Source organism: Mucilaginibacter sp. NFR10, assembly GCF_900100445.1.
GTDB classification, from domain to species: Bacteria; Bacteroidota; Bacteroidia; order Sphingobacteriales; family Sphingobacteriaceae; genus Mucilaginibacter; species Mucilaginibacter rubeus.
Map to the genome: position 1 here is coordinate 51,514 of NZ_FMTV01000008.1, position 21,723 is coordinate 73,236.

Annotated in this window: 21 protein-coding genes; 11 read left to right on the forward strand and 10 right to left on the reverse strand. The window is 42.6% G+C overall.

Features of this window, described 5'->3' with window-relative positions:
• Positions 1–99 precede the first annotated feature (99 nt).
• The 6 genes from BLP33_RS22805 to BLP33_RS27225 form a co-directional block, all read right to left on the reverse strand.
• Positions 100–1,041 carry a nitrilase family protein gene (locus BLP33_RS22805; RefSeq protein WP_090533821.1) on the reverse strand — a complete coding sequence of 314 codons (942 nt, stop codon included), beginning with the start codon at positions 1,039–1,041 and terminating at the stop codon, positions 100–102.
• A gap of 71 nt (positions 1,042–1,112) precedes the next feature.
• Positions 1,113–1,994, reverse strand: a complete 882-nt coding sequence (locus BLP33_RS22810; RefSeq protein ID WP_175490095.1) for an AraC family transcriptional regulator — start codon at positions 1,992–1,994, stop codon at positions 1,113–1,115.
• 61 nt (positions 1,995–2,055) lie between these two features.
• A complete protein-coding gene (locus BLP33_RS22815; protein ID WP_090533499.1) occupies positions 2,056–2,529 on the reverse strand; it encodes an HAD domain-containing protein in 474 nt (157 codons plus the stop codon).
• 16 nt (positions 2,530–2,545) lie between these two features.
• On the reverse strand, positions 2,546–2,938 hold the full coding sequence (locus tag BLP33_RS22820) for a hypothetical protein (RefSeq protein WP_090533501.1): 393 nt from the start codon (positions 2,936–2,938) through the stop codon (positions 2,546–2,548).
• Positions 2,939–3,001: 63 nt separating this feature from the next.
• Entirely contained in the window at positions 3,002–3,802 is an 801-nt protein-coding gene (locus tag BLP33_RS22825) for an N-acetylmuramoyl-L-alanine amidase (protein ID WP_090533503.1), read from the reverse strand.
• Between the two features lie 209 nt (positions 3,803–4,011).
• Positions 4,012–4,167, reverse strand: coding sequence for a lmo0937 family membrane protein (locus BLP33_RS27225; protein ID WP_139160049.1), 156 nt, complete (start codon positions 4,165–4,167; stop codon positions 4,012–4,014).
• A gap of 166 nt (positions 4,168–4,333) precedes the next feature.
• Here BLP33_RS27225 and BLP33_RS22830 point away from each other — a divergent pair, with 166 nt between their 5' ends.
• Positions 4,334–5,500 carry a hypothetical protein gene (locus tag BLP33_RS22830; RefSeq protein WP_090533505.1) on the forward strand — a complete coding sequence of 389 codons (1,167 nt, stop codon included), beginning with the start codon at positions 4,334–4,336 and terminating at the stop codon, positions 5,498–5,500.
• An 8-nt stretch (positions 5,501–5,508) separates the two neighbouring features.
• On the opposite strand, the gene BLP33_RS22835 is transcribed toward BLP33_RS22830, so the two are convergent.
• The 3 genes from BLP33_RS22835 to BLP33_RS22845 all read right to left on the reverse strand — a co-directional run bounded on the left by BLP33_RS22835 (position 5,509) and on the right by BLP33_RS22845 (position 8,698).
• On the reverse strand, positions 5,509–6,903 hold the full coding sequence (locus tag BLP33_RS22835) for a hypothetical protein (RefSeq protein WP_090533507.1): 1,395 nt from the start codon (positions 6,901–6,903) through the stop codon (positions 5,509–5,511).
• Between the two features lie 234 nt (positions 6,904–7,137).
• A complete protein-coding gene (locus tag BLP33_RS22840; protein ID WP_090533509.1) occupies positions 7,138–7,683 on the reverse strand; it encodes a YciE/YciF ferroxidase family protein in 546 nt (181 codons plus the stop codon).
• A 244-nt stretch (positions 7,684–7,927) separates the two neighbouring features.
• Entirely contained in the window at positions 7,928–8,698 is a 771-nt protein-coding gene (locus BLP33_RS22845; RefSeq protein WP_090533511.1) for a non-homologous end joining protein Ku, read from the reverse strand.
• 344 nt (positions 8,699–9,042) lie between these two features.
• On the opposite strand from BLP33_RS22845, the gene BLP33_RS22850 reads away from it, so the two are divergent.
• Together BLP33_RS22850 and BLP33_RS22855 are read left to right on the forward strand one after the other, a co-directional pair.
• A complete protein-coding gene (locus tag BLP33_RS22850) occupies positions 9,043–9,741 on the forward strand; it encodes an SIMPL domain-containing protein (protein ID WP_090533514.1) in 699 nt (232 codons plus the stop codon).
• Positions 9,742–9,864: 123 nt separating this feature from the next.
• Positions 9,865–10,716 (forward strand): KPN_02809 family neutral zinc metallopeptidase, encoded by an 852-nt coding sequence (locus tag BLP33_RS22855; RefSeq protein WP_090533515.1) that lies wholly within the window; start codon positions 9,865–9,867, stop codon positions 10,714–10,716.
• A gap of 878 nt (positions 10,717–11,594) precedes the next feature.
• Here the strand turns inward: BLP33_RS22855 and BLP33_RS22865 are convergent.
• Entirely contained in the window at positions 11,595–12,536 is a 942-nt protein-coding gene (locus BLP33_RS22865; protein WP_090533519.1) for an NADP-dependent oxidoreductase, read from the reverse strand.
• A 668-nt stretch (positions 12,537–13,204) separates the two neighbouring features.
• Between BLP33_RS22865 and BLP33_RS22870 the strand changes: the two genes are divergently transcribed.
• From BLP33_RS22870 to BLP33_RS22905, 8 genes are all read left to right on the forward strand, one after another.
• The gene (locus BLP33_RS22870; protein WP_217633215.1) at positions 13,205–13,588 is read left to right on the forward strand and encodes a (deoxy)nucleoside triphosphate pyrophosphohydrolase; all 384 of its coding nucleotides are present in this window, start codon (positions 13,205–13,207) and stop codon (positions 13,586–13,588) included.
• Positions 13,589–13,611: 23 nt separating this feature from the next.
• Positions 13,612–15,510, forward strand: coding sequence for an AAA family ATPase (locus BLP33_RS22875; protein ID WP_090533522.1), 1,899 nt, complete (start codon positions 13,612–13,614; stop codon positions 15,508–15,510).
• Between the two features lie 159 nt (positions 15,511–15,669).
• Positions 15,670–16,443, forward strand: a complete 774-nt coding sequence (locus BLP33_RS22880; protein ID WP_090533524.1) for an HNH endonuclease — start codon at positions 15,670–15,672, stop codon at positions 16,441–16,443.
• Between the two features lie 51 nt (positions 16,444–16,494).
• Entirely contained in the window at positions 16,495–16,812 is a 318-nt protein-coding gene (locus BLP33_RS22885; RefSeq protein ID WP_090533526.1) for a hypothetical protein, read from the forward strand.
• Positions 16,813–17,364: 552 nt separating this feature from the next.
• Positions 17,365–18,048 (forward strand): DUF6134 family protein, encoded by a 684-nt coding sequence (locus tag BLP33_RS22890; protein ID WP_090533528.1) that lies wholly within the window; start codon positions 17,365–17,367, stop codon positions 18,046–18,048.
• Between the two features lie 23 nt (positions 18,049–18,071).
• On the forward strand, positions 18,072–18,710 hold the full coding sequence (locus tag BLP33_RS22895) for an RNA polymerase sigma-70 factor (protein WP_090533530.1): 639 nt from the start codon (positions 18,072–18,074) through the stop codon (positions 18,708–18,710).
• Positions 18,707–19,699: a FecR family protein gene (locus BLP33_RS22900; RefSeq protein WP_090533532.1), complete on the forward strand. Its 993-nt coding sequence runs from the start codon at positions 18,707–18,709 to the stop codon at positions 19,697–19,699. Before BLP33_RS22895 ends, BLP33_RS22900 begins: the two co-directional genes overlap by 4 nt.
• A gap of 253 nt (positions 19,700–19,952) precedes the next feature.
• A complete protein-coding gene (locus tag BLP33_RS22905) occupies positions 19,953–21,707 on the forward strand; it encodes a carboxypeptidase-like regulatory domain-containing protein (RefSeq protein WP_090533534.1) in 1,755 nt (584 codons plus the stop codon).
• The last annotated feature ends 16 nt before the right edge of the window (positions 21,708–21,723 follow it).

Sequence of the window (21,723 nt, forward strand, 5' to 3'; positions counted from 1 at the left end):
CGATGGTTTAAACATGGGTTAGCGTTTATAACGCGACTGGCGATGCAATAGCCAAACCAGATTAACCGCTCATTACAAATGAGCGCAAGTTGTTAAGGCCTAAAGCCAAACCACTTTTTGAAAGCTTTCATGTTCACGGCCGATAATATTCCGGTATAGTTCGGGCTTCCTGGCCTGGATGTAACGATAGCCTCCCGCTTTGGTTAGTTTATCGGCGGTTAGCTCAGCCAAAACAAGCTCATTGTCTAATGATCGGCATTCGGCTATAATATCGCCGTAAGGATCGAGGATCATGGAGCAGCCATTTTTCAGCTGGTCATCATCCATGCCTATCGGATTGGCGAATACTGCATAAATTGCGTTATCATATGCCCGGGCAGGTAACCATTTCATTAACCATTGCCTGCCTTTAAGGCCGTCAAACTCCTGGCGAAGTAACACTGTATTTGCTTCTTTGTCTTTCCATAATTCTGGGTCAACAAAACCGGCGCCCGGTCGGGTTGATGGTGTGCACATGGTGACGTGCGGCATAAAAATAACCTGTGCACCGAGGAGGGTAGTTGCACGTACATTTTCAATTATATTATTATCATAACAAATCAATATGCCGCATTTCCATCCATACAAATCAAATACGGTATATGCTGTGCCGGGTAAAAGATGCGGGTTGATAAAAGGGTGCAGCTTACGATGTTTGGCAACGATCCCGGTTTTATCAACGCATATATAAGCCTTGTAAAGGTTGTCATCTTTGTCCTTTTCAAACAACCCGGCCAGTATGGCAATGTCGTATCGCCGGGCGTATTCGGTTAATGTGGCGATGCTTGGCCCGCCGGGGATTTCTTCGGCTAACTCAAGCATTTGTGCTTTATTAAGTTTCCGGGCAAAGGTATAGCCTGTTATCGAGCATTCATGAAAAGCTATTGCTTGGGCACCTTGTGCCGCGGCATCCGCTGTCATTTTTTCAATAACTGATAAATTATAGGCTTTATCACCGCTTCTGTTTTCAAATTGAGCAGTGGCGATTGTTAGGTTTTCCATACGCTGATCATCTTTTTTCAAAACTACCAGAGCTATACCGAAAAGCATTGTAAAAAACCGACAAACGCAATTTAAACGAGCGGCATAAAGTTTATAGCCAACAGATGATGATTGGCTTTGTATTGCAGGGGAGTAAGGCCTGTATGTTTCCGGAAAAAGTGATTAAGATGCGCCTGATCGTAATATCCGCAGGCATAACTCAATGAGCTTAGTTCTTTTATTGAAGATAGTTTTTGAAGTTGTTTAAGATAGGTTTGAAACTTTACGGCATCAATAAATTTTTTAGGAGAAAGACCTACTTCCTCATTGAATTTGCGCTCAAGTTGCCGTTCGGTTACGGGCATCACATCAAGTAAATTTTTAACATTGATGATACCCTTGCTTGTATGAATGATGCTTATAGCCTGATCTGTAATGCCGGCGTGTTTTCCTTTCGAAGCCGTTTTGTTCAATAAAAACTGTTCGGCAATTGCCGCAGCTGCCTGGAGGTTAGCTGTATTTGCGATCCGGTCTTCAAGTTCAAGGGCTTCCTGCCCGAAAAGGTCTTTTAACGGTACGGTATTGTTAGTTAACTCATAGGTCGCCACATCAAGTAAAGATAGTAAAGCATTAGGTTGTAAAACCACAATCAGCATAGCCAGTTCGCCAACCGAAGTAATATCATTATAATGAGTTATTTGTCCGTAAACAAAACTGCCCGGTTGCTTGCTGGCAAGGGTATGTTGTTGGTTATATTGGAGTAAAGGATCTTTCAGATGAAACACCATTCCCGGATTACCGTCCGAAAACAGGCGGTAATTCATGACAACCCGCTGATTATGCGCTATAATTAAATAGTGCTTAACAATACCCGAAAGCAAGGGATGTGGGGCTATTTGCATGGTGATGTTGAGCCAGATCCTAAAAATAAATAAAAATGTGGAACTGTAGGCGATAGCTTTCACCCATGACATATTAAAAAAGATCATAATAAAGCCCTGGTGCATTGCGCCGAGGCTTTATATTATTGTTTAATTAAGAAAAAGTAAAATTCTTTTTCCTTAAAATAGAAATGGCATCTTCTGCAAGATCTTCCGTGAGCCCTACCGATGGGCTGGTTAAAACAAGGTTATGTTTTATATTTTCAGGTAATCCATTTAGCATTTTATCATCGTCGATAATCACAAACTCTTGACTCGGTTGATGTTTCTTTTTATACCATTCCAATATTTCTTCAGTACGTGTCTTTTTTAAACTATTTGTCGTCAGTCGGTGAACCTTTTTAGGGCTAATCCCTCTCGTCTTTAATAGATCTTTCCATTCGGCGACTTTATACTTCGATTTATGTGAAGTAGTTAATATTACAGAGGCATTAGTTTCCGCTATAATATGTTGAAGCGCCTTTACCGCCCTTGAATTAAATACGGGAAAGCCGTCGGGCATAAACTCAGGTTTCTTCCACGAGTTTGCTGGGACTAATACTCCATCTATATCTAATAAAATCAACATAATACAAAATTACTACTTATTCGTCATTAGATGTTATTCGTCTTAAAAATTCCAATTCTAATTTATTGTACTCCGCGTCTAATCTATTTAGGTGTTCAATTCCTGCAGCAGAATCCCAATCATTTTCATCAAACTCAATTTGGTTCCATGGGGTTTCTTTGGTTGCCGACGTTAAGTTAGTCGCCACTTGTCCCAGCTCAAAATTCATGATCAAAGAACTTAAGTATCTGTGATGCCCATCTATAATCAATTTGCCGCATATTTTTATCTCGCCAAATTTTACATGATGTTCCATCTTGCTACACATTCTTGAGATTATGGGTATAGATAATCTGGATTGCGTTGGAATAAAAGGAATATTATTAGTTGCAATAAATTCCACAATAAACTGCGGTGTGATTTTTTTCATTTTATGTGATAAAAGTTAGGTTGCTTCTAAAGCAATTTCCACTTCCTCCTTAGAGCCTGCGGGCTAATATTTCCTGTAAACGTTATAAAGAATATTCAAATCCAGCTGTGTCATTACCGGTGTTTCATCCGTTTGTACAAAGTGCCGCTTAAAGGCAACAATGGCTACCGGGAGATTGCTGATATCATAGCCAATCACCTTAAGTGCTGTAGCATAATCAAAATTATCGGGCGGAAGTTCAAGCAGTTCTTCTCTCCAAAACCCAAAACCTTTTTGAGCTAATAGTTTCCAGGGAAATAATGGCCCCGGATCGGGTTTGCGCAATGGTGCTATATCCTGGTGCCCTATGAAATTTGCCTGCGGAATGTTGTAGGTTTTCTTTAATTGGGCCAATAAAGCCAGCAGGCTTTTTACCTGTACCTCATTAAAAGGCTCGTGCCCATTATTGTCAATCTCAATGCCGATGGAACAGCTGTTCATATCGGTAATACTGCCCCATTTGCTGATGCCGGCATGCCAGGCCCGCAGGTAATCATTTAGCATGTGGTAAACCTTGCCATCTTTACTTACTACATAATGCGCACTCACCTGCGGCTTTACCAGAGTGAATGTGGTGAGGGTTTGTTTAACCGAATCCTGGGCAGTATAATGTATAATGACATAATTGGGCTTACGCAGGTTGAAATTCACGGTGCCAACCCACTCCGAAGGGATGGCGCCTCCCGCACTGTCAACCAGCATGGCCGGCTGCTCGCGGCTAATCACCTCTGTCAATGAATCGGTTTGGTTGTGGTATACTTTATTAGTGGCAGCGAAGGGTTGAACTTTAGGCGAACATGCGCTGATGGTGGCTGCAACTGCCATAAATAATAAAATGTATGTATTTTTCAAACTTTGATTCTCCCCTGATTAAGAATTTCTCCCTGATGATTTAAACAAGTATACAAAAAACCTTGATCCGTTTGATTTAAAGACTTTCTGATTTTATCAGGTAATCCGCAAATCAATCGAATCAAGGTTCAGATAGCTCATCTCTTTGGAGATAGCCTATTAGTTTTATATTTTCAGCAGCATTATATAGCTGTTGACCGCCTGATTACGCCTAACAGAAGCGCGATAATAGCTATCACCAGCAAAATGTGGATCAGGCCGCCTACCGTTGTAAAAAATACGCCGATTGCCCATCCTATTATAAGGATGACTGCAATGATATACAGGAGTGAGTTCATAATACTTTGTTTTAATTAATGATTTTCATAGATATTAGTATAATAACTGTGACCACTGAAAAGTTTTAGATTTTGTATTTTTTAGGGGAGATACAGCTCATTTAACGTTGTGTTTTGGAAAGATTTATTCCCTGTGTATCTTTAGGCACCTTACCTCATAAAAACGATGAAATATTTTCTGCTGCTTATCTGCCTGCTGCCTGCCGGGCTTGTGTTTGGCCAGTCGAAACTGCCGGTAATCAAAGCCACTTCTGAAAAAGTAGCCATCAATGATGGCGGATTTTTGGATAAAAATGCATGGTCGCTTTCGCCAAAAACACGACCGGACATTTATACTGCCGATAGGACCCGGGAAACTAAATGGGTTACATTTTATACAGATATCGATTCGATAAGGATAAAGGTTAAGCCTGGCACAAGGTATAACTTCGTTATCCTGCTTAACGGTAAGGATTCATGTTATACGCAAATTGCAAGCGCTATACCGCCGGCGGCCAAACATGAAGCCCGAATCAGCAAAAACGATACTATTCCCTTTAAACTTACAGCCTATAATGCCATTGCAGTAAAGGCAGTGATGAATGATACCGACACTTTATCTCTTCACTTTGACCTAAGCTCATTTGACTTTCATTTAACAAGTGATGCCATATTAAATAAAACGAAACTGCTGCCTAACCAGGCTGATGTTTTGGCCGGTAAAGCAAAGCCAAATTTTAATGACATGAGCAAAGCTTTGAAGCTGCAAATCGGCACATCAGTTTGGCACAACCTGGAAATGTTGCCCACAAACATAACCTCGACTGGAATGGATGGCCGTTTTGGCTGGAACCTGTTTGAGGGTAAACAGGTAGAGGTTGATTATGATAACAACCGTATCATCATCCGCGATAAAATGCCTGAAAACTTAAAAGGTTATGAACGCTCGAAGATTGGTTTTATCCATTCGTTCCCATATGTTACCGGTACGTTTGAAATAGGCGGCAAAAAATACACCGGCAATTTTTCTATGGATACCGGATCCGAACAGTCATTGATCCTGGATAGTGAATGGGCTGTTAAAAATAATTTCCCCAGGGATCTTAAACTCATCAAGTCATCCACCATCAGCGATCCGCGCGGGGTAAAATATGAAATGAAGATTGTAGAAACACCACTATTCAGGCTCAATGGATTCCCTGTTAGTAATGTGCCGGCCATTATGCTGAGCAATAAAAACCCGATGGGTTTTGAAATTAACTATTTGGGGAACGGTCTTTTAAAACGGTTCAATATGATTCTCGATTTTAAGAATGATTACCTGTACCTGAAGCCAAATAAATTATCTACCTGAAATAGAATTTAGTTGCCGGCAGGTACTGCCCAGCTTTGCCCGTCTAAAACAGGGTTTACATCCATGCTCTCGTATTGAATATTGAGCTTTTGCTGGCCGCTTGTTGTGGCCTCACGATACGGAATGGTAATACCCTGTACCGGCCGAAGATCTGACAGCATAGCGAACAGGGTTTTGTCGCCTACCTTATAGCCGTAAGCCATTAGTTGGTTCTGATTATTTATAGCAAACACGTATTCGTTGCCATTTAACCTGCATTGAACCGTATACATATCATTATCGGGGATTTTTTGAGTATTGATGATCTGCATTTGATCAAGCGATGACCTGCGCAACCCAATAACCCCGGTATATAAGGCGGTTTTTATCTCGGCAACGTTATTGGCCGGAAGATCGGATTTGTTGCCGCTGCTCCATTGCCATCCGTTACTGCCTTCGGTTTGTTGCACCGACACAGGTTTGCCGTTTTTCCATATTTCAACGCGTACCTTGCTGTTGGGAATATCAATCAGCTCAACAACTTTTAACCCCGAAACGGAACCTGTTAACCGGGCGGTTTTCAGGGCATTCAGTTTATCGCCTCCATGGGCGGTATTGGCTTTTAAAAGCAAGGTTTTTCCATTTGGCACGGCGGCATTGCTTGTATTTGCGGCGGAGTTTTCGGAAGTTTTTTTAGCCGCGGCTGATGATTTGGTATTGTTAGCGGTGGTATTGTCATCATTGTCTACAAAAAATACCCGCCCATCAACTACAGCCATGCGGGTTTTACCGCCCATATCACAAAAAAAGCTGTGTAGTTCAGTGTGGCCATCGGTATAGGTAAGTGTAAGCACACCTTTGTTTATTTTATAGGTGCCGCTGCCGTCCCGGCTGCTTGAGCTGCCGCCGCCAACATTTTCGCCGGCTACCATTGAGCCCGAATAGCGCGAATTGCTAAAATGCCCCTTGCCGTCGAAATTCAATCCCTGTGTGCTTAAAGCGCCTACATAAGTTGTACCATAGGCCGCGCCGCCACCGCCCATAGCGCTGATGAACGAGTAATAGCCCGGAGGTATAATGTTCCCCTGAAGTTTAAACAGTTCATGTGCATAATTGGAAAGGCTTCCATATTTGGTTATGCCATAAACAGATGAGCTTTTAGTATATTTAAGTGTTACTTCCCCTCTAATTATGGTGTAATGCCCGCTTACGCTGGTTTGCCAGTCGGCACTGTTAAGCGAAGAATTGAAAGTACCATCAGGTCTGAATAATATAGCAACGTCAGTTCTGTTCATGCCCCCTCCAAATATCGGACTTGGCGAAAACTCGCATCCGGCATAAACGCCATCTAATTTATCCTGGGCAAAAACATTATCGTAAAAGCAAAATAAAAAGGCGAATAGTGCCAGGAGGAATTGTTTCATAGGGCGTCGGTTTTTTGTTGGTAAACCGTGTTTGCCGCTTATTGTTTGTGGAAATGCTTTAATTAATATGTAATTAACGGTTGGTGCTGCTTAATATAACGTGAAATGTCATCTCGACGAATAACGAGGAGAAATCTTGTGCGCTACGTTCATCGATTAGCGACAACACGCTCAAATAAAAAACGGCCGCGAGGAATAATTCCCCCACGACCGCTCTTAAAAAACTAATAAACGTTAAGCTTTTTCGGCTTTTGATGCCTGGTTGATACCGGCTTCGGCAATTTGAGTGAGCAGGCTATCGCAGGTTTTTTCTTCCTGCAAGGTTGAATCAAGCAGTTCGGCCGCATGGTCATAGCCCAGTACGCCAGCCAGCGTGCGGAGGGTGCCATATGATGCTATTTCGTAGTGCTCAATTTTTTGAGCAGCCGAAATAATACCGGCATCACGGGTAATACTGCCTTTTTCGGTTTCTGATATAATTTCTTCACCTTCTTTGATGAGGCCAGCCATCGCTTCACATTTTACAGCCACGGCTTTTTGGCCAATGGAAGCAAATGCATCTTCCAAACGAATCACCTGCCGCTCGGTTTCGGCCAGGTGGTTTTCGATAGCCGAGCGTAATTCATCGGATGTTGCCGCTTTAGCCATTTTAGGCAGTGCTTTTGTAAGATGTTTTTCGGCCCAGTAAATGTCTTTTAATTCATCAATAAATAATTCATTCAGTGCCGATTCCTGCACATCATTAGTTTGTTCGGGTGTTTTTACTTTAGTAGTTGCCATGATAGATGTTTTAATGTTTTTTGTGAGAGAAACACTACAAACACAAAGCCAAAACTTATTCTTTTAAAAATAAAATTAATTATTAGGATAATTTAATCGTATTGTCTGAAGGATTTTATCTTCTTAAAAAAACAGCTTTCCAAACATTTCCAACCATGAGTTCTGAAAACAACACACGTTGACTCTTTTTGAGGAATAATTCAATTACAGACTTAAAACTTTCAACTCCGTACTTCCGGCTTCATTAGGCTCCTTTCTTGCTTTTTAAACTGGCCATCAGCTGGTCGTACAAATCGTCACTGCCTGTTTTACGGGGTTTAAGCTTTTTAACTTTGGCGCGTTTGCCTTTTGATTTGGCTTCGATGATCCTGAGCAGCTCATCATTATACTCATCTTTAAATTTAGATACATCAAAATCTTCGGCGTACTGGTTGATCAGGGTGAGGCCCATATCCAGCTCCTTTTTACTTACATCAATCTTATCGGGCAGGTTAAGATCTTCCGTACCACGAATTTCCTGTCCAAAACGGATGCGGGTTACCACCAGTACATTTTTAAGCGGATGAACGATGCAAAGGCTTTCGGTGCTGCGCAGTACAAAACGGGCCAGCCCTGCTTTTTTTGATTGCGTAAGTGCCTGGATAAGCAGGGCATAGGCTTTGTTGTTTTTGGTGTCGGGCTCGGTATAGTATGATGTTTCGTAAAACATGGGGTTTACATCGGCAATATCTACAAAGCTTTCAATTTCAATTACCTTGCTTTTTTCGGGGGCAGCATCCTCAAAGTCCTGCTCGTCCATGATCACGTAATCTTCATCAAGCTTATAGCCTTTTACAATTTTATCGTAGGGAACTTCCTTATGGGTATTTTCGTTTACCCGCTGAAAACGGATGCGTGCATGATCACGGCTATCCAGCATATCAAAATCAAGCGAACTGGTTTGTACTGCCGAATATAATTTAACAGGGATGCTCACCAGCCCAAAACCTATCGAACCTTTCCATATCGATCTCATAACCAAATAAATTAGTGCGTTGTAGTATAACTATTAAAAAGATAAAGGGTTTGGGTATTGAAAAGATATAAAAAGAAAGGGCGCGTGTGATTACTTCCCTGGGGAAGGTGTAGGAAGGGGGGGGGCTTTAGACCGTTTTTATTAACGCATAGCGAAGAAACCCCTCCCTGCAACCGCCATTTCAACGCGCCCTCCCAGGGAGGGAATTAACTTCACCCCTCAAACAAAACCACCCACCGGTTTATTTACAAGCATACCAGTGGCTTAGCAAATAATTGTAGCCTTACTGTTACACATTAAACTAAATACACGTTACCTTAGTCATAACATCAAATAATATACACATGAAAAAGCTATTTATCCTTGCCGCACTATTAGCAACTACCATTGGCGCATTTGCCCAAAACGTTGACCTTAGGCGTAAAATTGAAGTTACCGGCATTGCCGAGCAGGAGGTTACTCCTGATATTATAAACGTGACCATATCATTACAGGAATATATGGACGGCAAAAAGCACATTGCCATTAACGACCTGGAAGACCAGCTGGAAAAAGCCGTTAAAGACGCCGGCATTCCATCGTCAGATTTTACGGTGAACAATGTATCTGCCTGGAACAATACCTATCAAAAGAAAAAAGCACCCGACTTTTTGGCCAGCAAACAATACGGCCTGCGTGTGCGCGACCTGAACAAGTTTAACCAGATCATGTCGAAAATTGATCCTAAAGGGATTCAGGCTACCAATATTGAAAGTTATGACTATTCAAAAATGGCTGATTTAAAACGCGACCTTAAAATCAAAGCCCTGTTGGCCGCACGCGATAAAGCAACTTACCTGTTGGCTGCCCTTGGTGAAAAGCTGGGCGGCGCTATCAATATTACCGAAAGCGATAACAGCAGCTTCCCGCAGCCGCGCATGTATGCCGCCAATATGATGACATTCAAAGCTTCGGCAGATAGCAATGTTGGCGACTCAGATATCAGTTTCAAAAACATCAAACTAAGTTTCCAGATCCAGGCCGTGTTTGAGATTGTGAAATAATCTCGTCCCCGGTTCCCCTAAAGGGGGAGTAAAAAACTTTAGGTCTCGTTCAAACAAACGAGGCCTTTTTTTATTATTGTGCTTAGAGGCTCCCCCCCTTTAGGGGGCCGGAGGGCGACAAATATGCAATGGTTTGGCAGACGCGAAAGCGATAACGTAGATGATGAACGCGGCGGTGGCGGCGGCAGGTTAGCCATTGGCGGTGGCGTACTTGGTATTATAGCGGCCGCTATTTATTTTTTTACCGGAGTCGATCCTTCGGCGCTGTTTAACCAGGTGGCAACCAACCAGCCGGCCCGGCAGGAGCAAACCGTTAATAACGGCCCCGAAGATGAGGGCAAGAAATTTGTGCGCGTGGTTTTGGCCGATACCGAAGATATCTGGACGAAGCTGTTTAATGATATGGGTAAAACCTATGAAAAACCGCGATTGGCTTTATTTAGGGATTATACTAAATCGGCTTGCGGTATGGCGAGTTCGGCAAGCGGCCCGTTTTATTGCCCCGGCGATTCGCGGGTATATATTGATCTTTCCTTTTACGATGAGTTGAAGAACCGTTTCGGTGCCGCCGGCGATTTTGCGCAGGCCTATGTGATAGCGCATGAGGTTGGCCATCATGTACAAAACCTGTTGGGGATCTCCCAAAAAATGGATCAGGCACGGTCGCGATTGAGCGAACGCGCATACAACAAGCTTTCTGTAAAACTGGAGCTGCAGGCCGACTTTTATGCCGGCGTTTGGGCACATTACGAAAAAACCATGAAAAACGTGCTTGATAAAGGTGACATTGAAGAAGCCCTGAACGCGGCCAACGCCATAGGTGACGACCGATTACAAAAACAAGCACAGGGCCATGTAGAACCCGATAGTTTTACCCATGGCACCAGTGCCCAGCGCATGTACTGGTTTAAAAAAGGTTTCGACACCGGGGATATTAACCAGGGAGATACTTTTGGGAATGGGGATTTGGATTGATTGGTTCATTTGTTCAATAGTTCATTTGTTCATTGGTGGGATGTGCATTGGGGCAGGGACGAGCTTTGTGGTTTTATAACTTACATCGTCCGCTCTTGGCCGCGGAGGCCAGTTACTTTACCTTAGATGCAAAGTAACCAAACATCAAGACAAAAAAATGCTTCTCCCCGCAGGCCATACTCCCAGGCCCGCTTTTTTGTCGGGCCAGCACACTTTTGTTTTGGGTTTGATAACAATATGTCACGGTTCTTATCTTACTCCTTGACTCTTACCGTCTTGCTTCTTGACTTCTAACAGTCTTGCTTCTTTTCCCAAACTGTCAGCAGGTAAGCTTCGGGCGAAAGCGGGCAGAACAATGGTGGGTGGTGCGGCTGCAGGGGCATAGCAAGTTTTTGCAGAAGCCAGGGAATGAGCGGGCGAAGCAGGGCAAAATAATTGCAGCCCGTGGTTCTGCCCGCTTTGCAGGGTAAAGGCCTTGAGCGCAAAGAAACCTATCTGCTGACTTGACTTTTTGGTTACTTTTGTGTCAAGACAAACGGCCAAGCCCTCTTGAGCTCAAAAAAAAATAAACAATCGCGAAAAACGTAACAGCCAACCCGCGGCGATTGAGCGGGTCGATGTTAGTTAAATACAACTACGGTTTTTTAAAAGAGCAATAGCGGACTTGACGCCCGGCTCTGTACAGCAAGCGGTTGCCACGCTATCGCTACCCATGACATAATTAAAAAATGGGTGTCATGCTGAGCCTGTCGAAGCATAGTGGGGTGGGCCTCTGCGCGCGTCCTTCGACAAGCTCAGGATGACAAGCCCTCCACATCTATTGTCATTTCACCTTGAGAGGCCTCTGGATTTTACCTACTCGCAAGACATATTTTTATTTAAAACACCAATACCACTTTCCCAACAGTTCTCCCGCTTTCCAGTTGCAAATGCGCCTCAGCCATTTGCTCAAACGGAAACACTTTGGATATGTGCGATTTAATGATCCCTTTTTGCAGTAATCCGGCAATGGTGGCCATGTTTTCGGCATTGGGTTTTACCCGGGTGTTGTGGCCGTTAATGCCCAGCGCGTTGGCTTTGGGGGTAACGGTTTCGTTCATGCCGGAAACGATGCTTATAATGGTGCCGCCTTTTTTCATCACCTGCAGCGAGCGGTCAATATATTCGCCGCCAATGGTGTCAAGCACAAAATCGATATTGTTGGTTGCTGTTTCAAAGGGCTGCGCTTTATAGTCGATATGCTCATCGGCACCCAGACCTAACACAAAATCGCGGTTGGCAGCCGAAGAAGTGGCGATAACATAGGCGCCCAAATGTTTAGCTATCTGCACAGCGTAATGACCAACCCCTCCGGATGTGGCGTGGATCAATACCCGGTCGCCGGGGTTAACAGGCGCGTTGCTGTGGAAAGCCTGCCAGGCGGTAAGCGCGGCAAGTGTAGCCGCCGCAGCCTCCTCATGACTGACGCCGGCTGGTTTCAGTGCAAGCTCATTAGCTTTTGCCTTAACATATTCGGCATAGGCTTTACCGGTTTTGGGGAAATCTATCATGGCAAAAACCTCGTCGCCGGGTTTGAAGCCGGTAACATCCGCGCCCACTTCGGTGATCTCGCCCGAAATATCCCAGCCCAAAATAATCGGCGACTCGTCCTTAATAAGCCCTGCAACGCCTTTTCCCGAGCGGGTTTTAACATCCACAGGGTTTATGCTGATGGCTTTCAGTTTTACCAGCACTTCATCATCAGCTATGGTTGGTACAGGTATTTCGGCGGACACCAGGTTTTCAACCCCGCCAAAGTCTTTTAAAATTATTGCTTTCATATTCGATGTATTCGTTTGATATACCAAAGTTATACCATGGTAAATAAAATATATGGTATAAACGGGGAATATAATTTAGTGTTTTGGGGCATACACCCTAAGCTCTGGTTTTGTGAGGTGGGAAAAGGACATGGTAAATTGGTATACATCATTCTGTTTAAACCTTGTTGTAACTAACAAACATCGTCGCCCTCCTGGCTGGGCGAGGGCCATTAACCTAAGAGATTAATTTAGCACATGCGCTTTAAAATCCCCTCTTGAGAGGGGGCGTAGTGGGAAAGAGCGGGAGCAGGGGTGTGTTATACAAGCGATAAGCTGCACGTAGAATAACACACCCCTCCACCCCTCTCAAGAGGGGAGTCGCACCTTCCCTCGCTTTGAAGAGTTTTTTCCTTAAGTTAACGGCTATGTTGGCCGTACGGAGTACTTTACTTTACCTTAGATGCAATTAACCAAACATCAAGACAAAAAAATGCTTCCACCCGCAAGGCTATACTCCCAGGCCCGCTTTTTTGTCGGCCCGGCGCGCTTTTGTTTTGGGCTTGATAACAATATGTCATGGTTCTTATCTTACTTCTTGACTCTTACCGTCTTGCTTCTTTCCTTCTACTGTCTTGCTTCTTCACATTGTCGTCTTGTTTCTTTCCCCAAACTCTTATCTTAGAAACGTGATCAAAGTAACATGCGCTATTATTGTTAATACTGGCGGACTTGTCTTCGCTGCCCAGCGAAGCGCCACCATGAGCCTGCCTTTAAAATGGGAGTTCCCCGGCGGTAAAATAGAACCCGGCGAAACCGCCGAAGCCTGCCTCATCCGCGAGATTAAGGAAGAGCTTCATGTGGATGTTGAAATAGTAGCCGCTTTGCCGGCCAATACGCACCCATATCCTAACGTTACCATACAGCTAATTCCCTTTGTTTGTAGAATTACTTCGGGGCGGATTGTGTTAAAAGAACATCTTGATTTTAAATGGCTGCCTAAAGACGAATTATTAGCTTTGGATTGGGCGGAGGCGGATGTGGCGATTGTTAAATATTATATACGAGTTTGATTTAACAAATCTATATTTATAATATGAAATTGACATCCGTTGCTATTAAGAATTTTAGATCAATTCAGTACTTAACAATAAGTTTTACCGATAATAATTTCAAACTATTAGTTGGAAAAAACGAAAGTGGAAAATCGAATATATTAAAGGCTCTATCTCTTTTGTCATCTACGATTGAGCCAAATTTAGAGGATGTTCGAGAGCCTTTGCCAGATGAAAGCTCAATCGACGAATCTTATGTGAGATTTATTTTTACAATCGAAGAGCATGAAATTCAAAATATCTATAAATCGATAGAGTCCAGTATTTATTTAAAAGATAAATCGGAGAAGTTTATAACAAATGGGAGCGTGAATTATAATTTGCAAGAATTTTGCAGATTAATAAATCAAGGGATATATCAAGTTGATATTATTAAACAAACCAAAACCGCTACCTATTATGCGTTGGGGACGAAGTTTAAAATTTCAGCTAATTTCAAAAGAAAAAAAACATACAAGAAGTATGTGCAAGGCGAAACAAAGTCCGCTGATAACCTATTTGCTATTAATATAGAGCCTATATTAGACTTCAATTCTGATGAATACACAGATGTAAGTATCGGAGAGCTACACACCTTGATTGGTACAGAGATAAAATCTCTGATAAAAGAAAGCCTTCCAAACTTAATGTATTGGCAGTATGATGAAGCTAATTTGTTGCCAGCTTCAATAAATATTGATGCTTTTGCATCTGACCCTGATATATGCTTGCCGCTAAAAAATTTATTTAAGATAGCAGGAATAATAAATATCACTGAAGACATTATAAACGCGCAAAGCGGTAATAGAAATAAACTTAGAAATCTTTTGGATCGTGTTGCCGATCATGCAACAAAGCATTTTAAGAGTGTCTGGAAGGAATATGATTACATTTCATTCTTTTTGTCCCCAAATGGGAGTGAAATTGACGCAGGCATTAAAGAAAAGAATACCTTTAGTCTCAACCAGCGAAGCGATGGTTTCAAACGATTTGTAACCTTTTTATTAAGCCTCTCCGTTAATGCAAAGAATAAAGATTTATCGAATACAGTAATTGTAATTGATGAGCCTGATATTGGCCTGCATCCGAGCGGGGTAAGAAGCCTTAGAGATGAATTGATTACTATCTCAGATAATAACGTAGTAGTTGCGAGCACGCATTCAATATTTTTGATAGATAAACACAACATATCGAGACATTATATTGTAAAAAAAGTAGATGAAGTAACTGAAATTGAGGTTAGTGCAGAAGACAATATAGTAGAAGAAGAAGTATTATATAAAGCACTTGGTTACAGTATTTACGATGAGTTAAAAGAAAAAAATATCTTATTTGAAGGATGGAGAGATAAAAAGCTTTTTAAAACGGCAATAAAAGGGCTATCTAAAGAAAGAAAAATATTAAAAGATTCTCTAAGCCAAATCGGAGTGAGCAATTCTACAGGTGTTAAAAGTTTAAAATTCATTACACCTTTATTTGAATTGAGTAATAAGAAATGTTTAGTAATTAGCGATAATGATAAACCAGCCATAGAAAAGCAAAAGGAATTTAAAGCGGAAAGAATGTATGGCATATGGAAACGATATGATGAAATATATAGTAACTCCACGATAAAGACTGGAGAAGATTATATTACTATGGACTGTATTAGTTCAGCATTAGCAAAAATCAAGGTTAATGAAAAAAGATTGATTGATATGCCTATTCTAAATGGCAAAAATGGGGTGATGAAGGATGTCGAAAACTGGATATTTAAATGTGGCATTAATGACAAGTTAGAAAGCGCAAAAATTACTAATGATTTTAAAAGTGCAATTTTCGATACGTTAAAACCATCGGAGATAAAAGAAGAATATTATGAATTTCTTGAAAAGCTAAATGACAACTTAGATAAAATATAAGAAGTTTGTAAAATAGCATTAACCGAGAACCTTAGCGCGCTTTACCTTATCTGCTTATCGTCTCGCTTAATAGCAATTTTTCTAATGCCAGCTTAATAATCTTACTGTTTATATGAGGTGCGATTACAAGCCGTTTTCACGATTTAAAACAAAGACCCAATGAAACAAGGTCAAAAACTCTGGACTAAAGAAGAATGCGTATTAGCAATTAACTTGTATTGCAAAATACCATTCGGCCAGATGCATTCCCGCAACGCAGAAGTTATTGAATTGGCCACTTTAATCAACAGGTCGCCGAGTTCTATAGCCCGTAAACTTGGGAATTTTGCCAGTTTCGACCCAAAGCTTCAGCAAAGAGGTGTCAAAGGATTGGAAAACGCCAGCAAACTGGATAAACAAGTTTGGCAAGAGTATATGCATAATTGGGACGAACAGTTTATTGAAAGTGAAAAACTCCTCGCCAAAAAGAAACATACAACAATTGAAGGGTTCAGCTATATCGATCTGAGTAATTTGCCCGATGTTGAAGGACAGGAAAGACAACGCTTGGTAACCGTGAGGGTAAACCAATCACTCTTTCGTAAAATCGTACTCACTAACTTTAACAACAAATGCTGTATCACGGGCATCACCCAGCCGGAACTGATCGTAGCAAGTCATATTTTACCATGGAGCAAAGATAAGGGCAACCGCCTAAATCCTAAAAATGGCTTGGCCTTAAACACGCTGCACGATAAGGCCTTTGATTGCGGACTCATTACCATTACCGAAGACCTAAAGATCAAAGTATCATCAAGCTTTTTGAAAAGCAAGGACGTCCTATCAATCAAACACAATTTTATAGACTATGATGGCTCATTATTGATCGAGCCTCAAAAGTTTTTTCCGGACGTTGAATTTTTGAAAGTTCACAACGGTTTATTTAAACCCTAAAGTTCACTTATTTCCGATTGACAAACACCCTCATTCGGCATAACTTGCCGGATGCCCAACATCAAATTCAACTATCTCTACCGTGATGGCGGCAACTATAAAAACTTCAACAGCATTGTATTTAACAACCCGCAAAATATTGAATTATCAGCGTTGAATGATTTAATCCGCTCGAAACTCATATCTCACCACTGGTTTTACGCAGACCAGTGGCAAGTGCCCGATCTCCATTTCGGCTCATGGGATAACGAACTTGACCATACCTTCCACGAATTTGAAAATGTGGAGTACACAGATAAGGCCGCCGATAGCGAAATGGATTTGGCTTCGTTTATGTACATTCTTCAAACGATTGCAAATATCACATAGTCGCTAACCATTTTGCCGACATCAGCAAAATGGTTATAAAAAAATAGTTCTTAAATATTGCCCAGATGGTGGCGCTATATTGTCAGTACCCCAGCTATCCTACACCGCCTAACCTCATTTTCGTTGAAAAAACATCAAAAAAACACCGACAAAATCCCTCTGTGGGCGCTACCTCAATTAAGGCCATATTTTACTCTTAAAAGTTTTACTAATTGACAGTCAATGTTTTATTATTGTTTCAGTTGAAATATTAATTATTTGATTATCAGCGTGTTTCATAAAAAAGATGTTCCGCGTTTTCACACTCAAAAATTGGAACACGCTCATTTTCGCAAAAACGGGCGGTGTGCTTTTTTCAATTTTTCGTGGGGAATCAAAAAATTGGGACACCCGTTTTTTTACTTATATTTGAAATTATATAATGCATATAGGCATAGTAGTAATTTAATTAATCGAACAAAATAATGCAAAGGCATAGGGGTAAAAGTTTACAGTGTTGTAATAAAGTAAACGCGTTAAAAGCTTTATTCAATCACTTTAATATGACAACCCATGATACCCGCTTTAATAATTTGGTTATTTAAAAAATATATCCGGCCTGCCCTCCAAAATAAAACTTTCCCAACCTTCAATATCTTCGGTCCGCTAAAATGGGCGGCTATGGTGGTGGCCTTGCTGTGCCTCGCTGTGGGTGCCCTGGCGCAGGAACAAACGGTTAAATACAATGTGCTGCACAGCGGCAAGTTGGTTGGCCACATGAACCTGTACCAAAAGCGCCAGGGAGATGAGCTGTACCTCAAAATGATCTCCGAGGTTAAAATGCGCTTCATTTTCAGCATCAAGGTGGAGATCCAGGAGGAGAGCACTTTTAACAATGGCAAGCTCATGAGTTCGCAGGTGTGCAGAAATGTTAATGGTTCAGAAAAATGCAACCGTCAAACCAAAGCCGTAGCCTCGGGCTATCAAACCATCGCCGAAGGCAAATGCGGCAAAACGGTTGATCAAAAACAAATTGCCGCCAACCTCATGCTGCTGTACTGCCATGAACCGGCCGACCAGGCGCAGGTGTACTCCGATAACTTTCAGCAGTTTTTGCAGGTTAAACAGGTGAGCCCCCATGTGTACCGCATCGATCTGCCCGATGGTAATTACAATTTTTACAGCTATACCAATGGGGTGTGCAGCAAAGTGGATATCCATCATTCGTTATACACTATCCAGATCCAACTGGCCTGATTGATTTTTAACATTTGGGTACTATGAATTTAACGGCCAAACAAGCTATCTTTAGCGCTAACATCTACACCTTAAAAGTGGAATACAGCGATAGCACGGCCATTGGTTTAATTAAACAAGGAAGCCAGAAGGCTTTTGAGCGGCTTTTTAAAGATCACTTTAAAAGTCTGCACGCCTATGCCTACACTTTTTTAAAGGATGATGAAATGGCCGAAGAGGTAGTACAAAACGTATTTTGCCGCATTTGGGAAAAACGCGATCAGCTTAAAACCGATGGCAGTATCAAGGCCTACCTGTACCGCTCGGTACATAACGAAAGTTTGAACTACTTAAAACACCAGAAGGTGCGTGCCAGCTTTGGCGTTTATTATGCCGATGAAATGGAGCAGGTTGGCAGCGATGAACTGGCCTCAAAAAAACTGCTCACGGCCGAGCTGCAGAAGCACATTGAAAAAGCCCTAAGCGAACTGCCCGAGCAATGCCGTATCATTTTTCAGCTGAGCAGGTTTGAGCAGTTGAAATACCAGCAAATTGCCGATCATATGGGTTTATCGATCAAAACCATTGAAAACCAGATGGGCAAGGCGCTGCGGGTAATGCGCCAAAAACTGGCCGAGTTTTTACCCATTGTTTTATTGTTACTAATTAATTGGTTTGTATGAGCTATACCGGTATGCCCATAGATGATGATTTGCTGGTGAAATACCTGGTTGGCGAAGCTACGCCTGACGAGGTGGAGGCTATACAGAACTGGATTGCCGCTTCGCCTGCTAACAGGCTGGAATATGATAATTTTAAACTGATCTGGGATGAGAGCCGGCAAATTGCTTCAACTAAGACTTTGGATGAAGATGCCGCTTACCTCCGCCTGCAAAAAAGACTGAATAATGCTGCCTCAATTACAACCCAACCGGCCCGGGAGCACAAAATGAAAACAAGCTGGTCGATAGGTATAGCTGCATCATTACTGTTGATTTGTACTGTAGCCTGGCTAACGGTTAGCCATTATTACGATAACAAGGCTATCGCTTTTGTTAAGGTAGATAGCGAAGGGAAAACCCGTTCGCAAACCCTGCCCGATGGTTCGGTGATTACATTGAACAGTCACAGTACCCTTATTTACCCCGAAAAATTTACCGGCAAAATCCGCCCGGTGACTATGCTGGGCGAAGCGTTTTTTAAAGTTACGCCCGATAAAACCAAACCTTTTATAATTAGGGTGAACGGTGTAACGGTTAGGGTGGTTGGCACGTCATTCAATATAAAGAGCCGCGACGGCAAAACGCAGGTTATTGTTGAAACGGGCATAGTTAACGTAAGCGAAAAGAAAAAAAGCGTAAACCTCAATCCCGGCGAAAAGGTGTTGGTTACCGGGAAGGATGGCCTGCAGGCTAAAGAAAGCATCAAAGGGCGTTTATATAACTATTATGCAACCCATGAACTGGTTTGCGATGAAACCCCGCTAAATGAGCTGGTTGGCTCATTAAACGAAGTGTACGGGGCGCACATTGTTATAGGCAATAAAGCCATTGCCAACCTGCCTATCACTACGGTGTTTAAAGATCAGTCGTTAGATCAGGTGCTGCTGGTGATCTCCGAAACATTCAAGATCAAAGTAGAGCGCGGGAAAAAGGGGATTGTGTTGAGGTAGGGACATTGTATATGGTACGCTGTCATGCTTAGTGATTTAAATCCGGAGCCTCTGAAGGTGAAATGACAAAGAGGGCCTGTCAGTCTGAGCCTGTCGAAGACTCGTGCGCAGAGGCTTGCCCGCCATACTTCGACAGGCTCAGCATGACAGCCCGTTTGGAAGCCGTCAAGGCAATGATGTGGTGGAATAATTGCTACGGGATTGCCACGCTTCACTCGCAATGACATAACTTAATATACACGTTAGATTTTTTATGTTGTATAAACTACATCGTTACCTAAACTATACCATCTGCCTGCTGCTCCTTACAGCCTTAACCGCTCATGCCGATTCCATCCTTTCCAAAAACATATCCGTCCATGTAACCGAAATGCGACTGGGCACGGTGCTTAAAACTATCGAACAAAAAGGCAACTTCTACTTTTCATACAACAGCAATATTGTAAAAACCGACAGCCTGGTTACCATCAATGCCGATAACTGGACAATCAAAGAAGTGCTTGACCACATGCTTCGCTATCGCTTTGAGTACCGCGAATCGAAGAATTTTATTATCCTGAGATATGCACCCCTCCAACTCACCATAGTTACCGACAAGGCGGCTACCGAGGGCGACAATTACAACATCAGCGGTACCGTAACCGACGAGCAAACCGGCCATAGCCTGCCCAATGCCAGTGTATACTCGCACGAGCAATTGCAATCGGTACTGACCGATAAGGAAGGTCATTTTGATATTAGCCTGCATAACGAAGGCCAGCCGATCACCCTCACCATCAGCCGGGAATTTTATAAGGATACTACGGTTACTTTTTTAGCAGATGTTAATGTAAGGAGCACCGACACCTCCCTGAAAAAAAAACGCAGCCTGCTGGGGTATATTCTTAGTGACGATTATTCGGGTGTTGAAAATACTTCGCTGGGCAGGTTGTTCCTTTCCACCAAACAGCAAATCCAGGCGGCCAATCTCGGCGGGCTGATTGCACAGGCCCCCTTCCAGGCTTCGGCCATACCGGGGGTAAGCACTCACGGCAATTTCAGCGGACAGGTAGTAAATGTGGTTTCCCTCAATGCTGTAGGTGGCTATAATGCCGGGGTTGATGGCTTTGAAATGGGCATTATTTTCAATTTGGATAAAGGCGATGTTGGTGCGGTACAAATAGCCGGGATCTTTAATGTGGTGGGCGGCTCAGTAAATGGCATTCAGCTTGGCGGCTTGTACAATAACGTGCTGGGTAATGTGCGGGGCATTCAGCTGGCCCTGCTCCATAACAGTGTAAAACAAAACATGAATGGTTTGCAGCTGTCAGCCCTTTACAACCATACCCGCGGATCAGTCAGGGGCATTCAGTTAGGGGCGATAGGCAATATTGCAGGCAAAAATTCCGACGCGTTACAACTGGGTGGGATTGGTAATATAGCACAGCAAAAGTTTGGCGGCTTGCAGGTGGCGGGATTGTTTAACTATGCCAAACATCTCACCGGTGTTCAACTGGCGCTGGTAAATATTGCCGATACCTCATCAGGATTTAGTATCGGGCTGCTGAATATTATTAACAGCGGTTACCATAAACTAACTATCTCCACTAACGAAACTCAAAATATCAACCTCGCCTTCAAAAACGGCAACAGTAAGCTCTACACCATTTGGCAGGGCGGCATGCGGGTTGATGGTAACAGCAAACTATATTCCTTTGGTTTGGGTTTCGGACGGGAGTTTGGACTGGGGCAGCACCTGGCTATCAACACCGAAATAGGTTCAAGTTTCCTGTACCAGGGTACCTGGTTAAAAACCAATCAGCTTAACAAGTTCAACCTCGATTTTACTTATAAGGTAAGCCGTAAGTTTTCAATTTTTGCAGGCCCATCGTTAAATTTCCTATATTCAGATCAGCGCACCCCGGTAGATGGTTACGCCTATGCGCGGGACCTGCATCATTCTTTTATCCGTGATAACAGGAACTGGAGCGGTTGGGTTGGATGGAGTTTTGGGGTTAATTTGTTTTAAGATGTGTTGGCGGATA

What these genes read in the sequence shown, in the direction of transcription:
- BLP33_RS22805 (WP_090533821.1), bottom strand. Translation starts at nt 1,041, where the DNA reads ATGGAAAACCTAACAATCGCCACTGCTCAATTTGAAAACAGAAGCGGT.
- BLP33_RS22810 (WP_175490095.1), bottom strand. Translation starts at nt 1,994, where the DNA reads ATGTCATGGGTGAAAGCTATCGCCTACAGTTCCACATTTTTATTTATT.
- BLP33_RS22815 (WP_090533499.1), bottom strand. Translation starts at nt 2,529, where the DNA reads ATGTTGATTTTATTAGATATAGATGGAGTATTAGTCCCAGCAAACTCG.
- BLP33_RS22820 (WP_090533501.1), bottom strand. Translation starts at nt 2,938, where the DNA reads ATGAAAAAAATCACACCGCAGTTTATTGTGGAATTTATTGCAACTAAT.
- BLP33_RS22825 (WP_090533503.1), bottom strand. Translation starts at nt 3,802, where the DNA reads ATGGCAGTTGCAGCCACCATCAGCGCATGTTCGCCTAAAGTTCAACCC.
- BLP33_RS27225 (WP_139160049.1), bottom strand. Translation starts at nt 4,167, where the DNA reads ATGAACTCACTCCTGTATATCATTGCAGTCATCCTTATAATAGGATGG.
- BLP33_RS22830 (WP_090533505.1), top strand. Translation starts at nt 4,334, where the DNA reads ATGAAATATTTTCTGCTGCTTATCTGCCTGCTGCCTGCCGGGCTTGTG.
- BLP33_RS22835 (WP_090533507.1), bottom strand. Translation starts at nt 6,903, where the DNA reads ATGAAACAATTCCTCCTGGCACTATTCGCCTTTTTATTTTGCTTTTAC.
- BLP33_RS22840 (WP_090533509.1), bottom strand. Translation starts at nt 7,683, where the DNA reads ATGGCAACTACTAAAGTAAAAACACCCGAACAAACTAATGATGTGCAG.
- BLP33_RS22845 (WP_090533511.1), bottom strand. Translation starts at nt 8,698, where the DNA reads ATGAGATCGATATGGAAAGGTTCGATAGGTTTTGGGCTGGTGAGCATC.
- BLP33_RS22850 (WP_090533514.1), top strand. Translation starts at nt 9,043, where the DNA reads ATGAAAAAGCTATTTATCCTTGCCGCACTATTAGCAACTACCATTGGC.
- BLP33_RS22855 (WP_090533515.1), top strand. Translation starts at nt 9,865, where the DNA reads ATGCAATGGTTTGGCAGACGCGAAAGCGATAACGTAGATGATGAACGC.
- BLP33_RS22865 (WP_090533519.1), bottom strand. Translation starts at nt 12,536, where the DNA reads ATGAAAGCAATAATTTTAAAAGACTTTGGCGGGGTTGAAAACCTGGTG.
- BLP33_RS22875 (WP_090533522.1), top strand. Translation starts at nt 13,612, where the DNA reads ATGAAATTGACATCCGTTGCTATTAAGAATTTTAGATCAATTCAGTAC.
- BLP33_RS22880 (WP_090533524.1), top strand. Translation starts at nt 15,670, where the DNA reads ATGAAACAAGGTCAAAAACTCTGGACTAAAGAAGAATGCGTATTAGCA.
- BLP33_RS22885 (WP_090533526.1), top strand. Translation starts at nt 16,495, where the DNA reads ATGCCCAACATCAAATTCAACTATCTCTACCGTGATGGCGGCAACTAT.
- BLP33_RS22890 (WP_090533528.1), top strand. Translation starts at nt 17,365, where the DNA reads ATGATACCCGCTTTAATAATTTGGTTATTTAAAAAATATATCCGGCCT.
- BLP33_RS22895 (WP_090533530.1), top strand. Translation starts at nt 18,072, where the DNA reads ATGAATTTAACGGCCAAACAAGCTATCTTTAGCGCTAACATCTACACC.
- BLP33_RS22900 (WP_090533532.1), top strand. Translation starts at nt 18,707, where the DNA reads ATGAGCTATACCGGTATGCCCATAGATGATGATTTGCTGGTGAAATAC.
- BLP33_RS22905 (WP_090533534.1), top strand. Translation starts at nt 19,953, where the DNA reads ATGTTGTATAAACTACATCGTTACCTAAACTATACCATCTGCCTGCTG.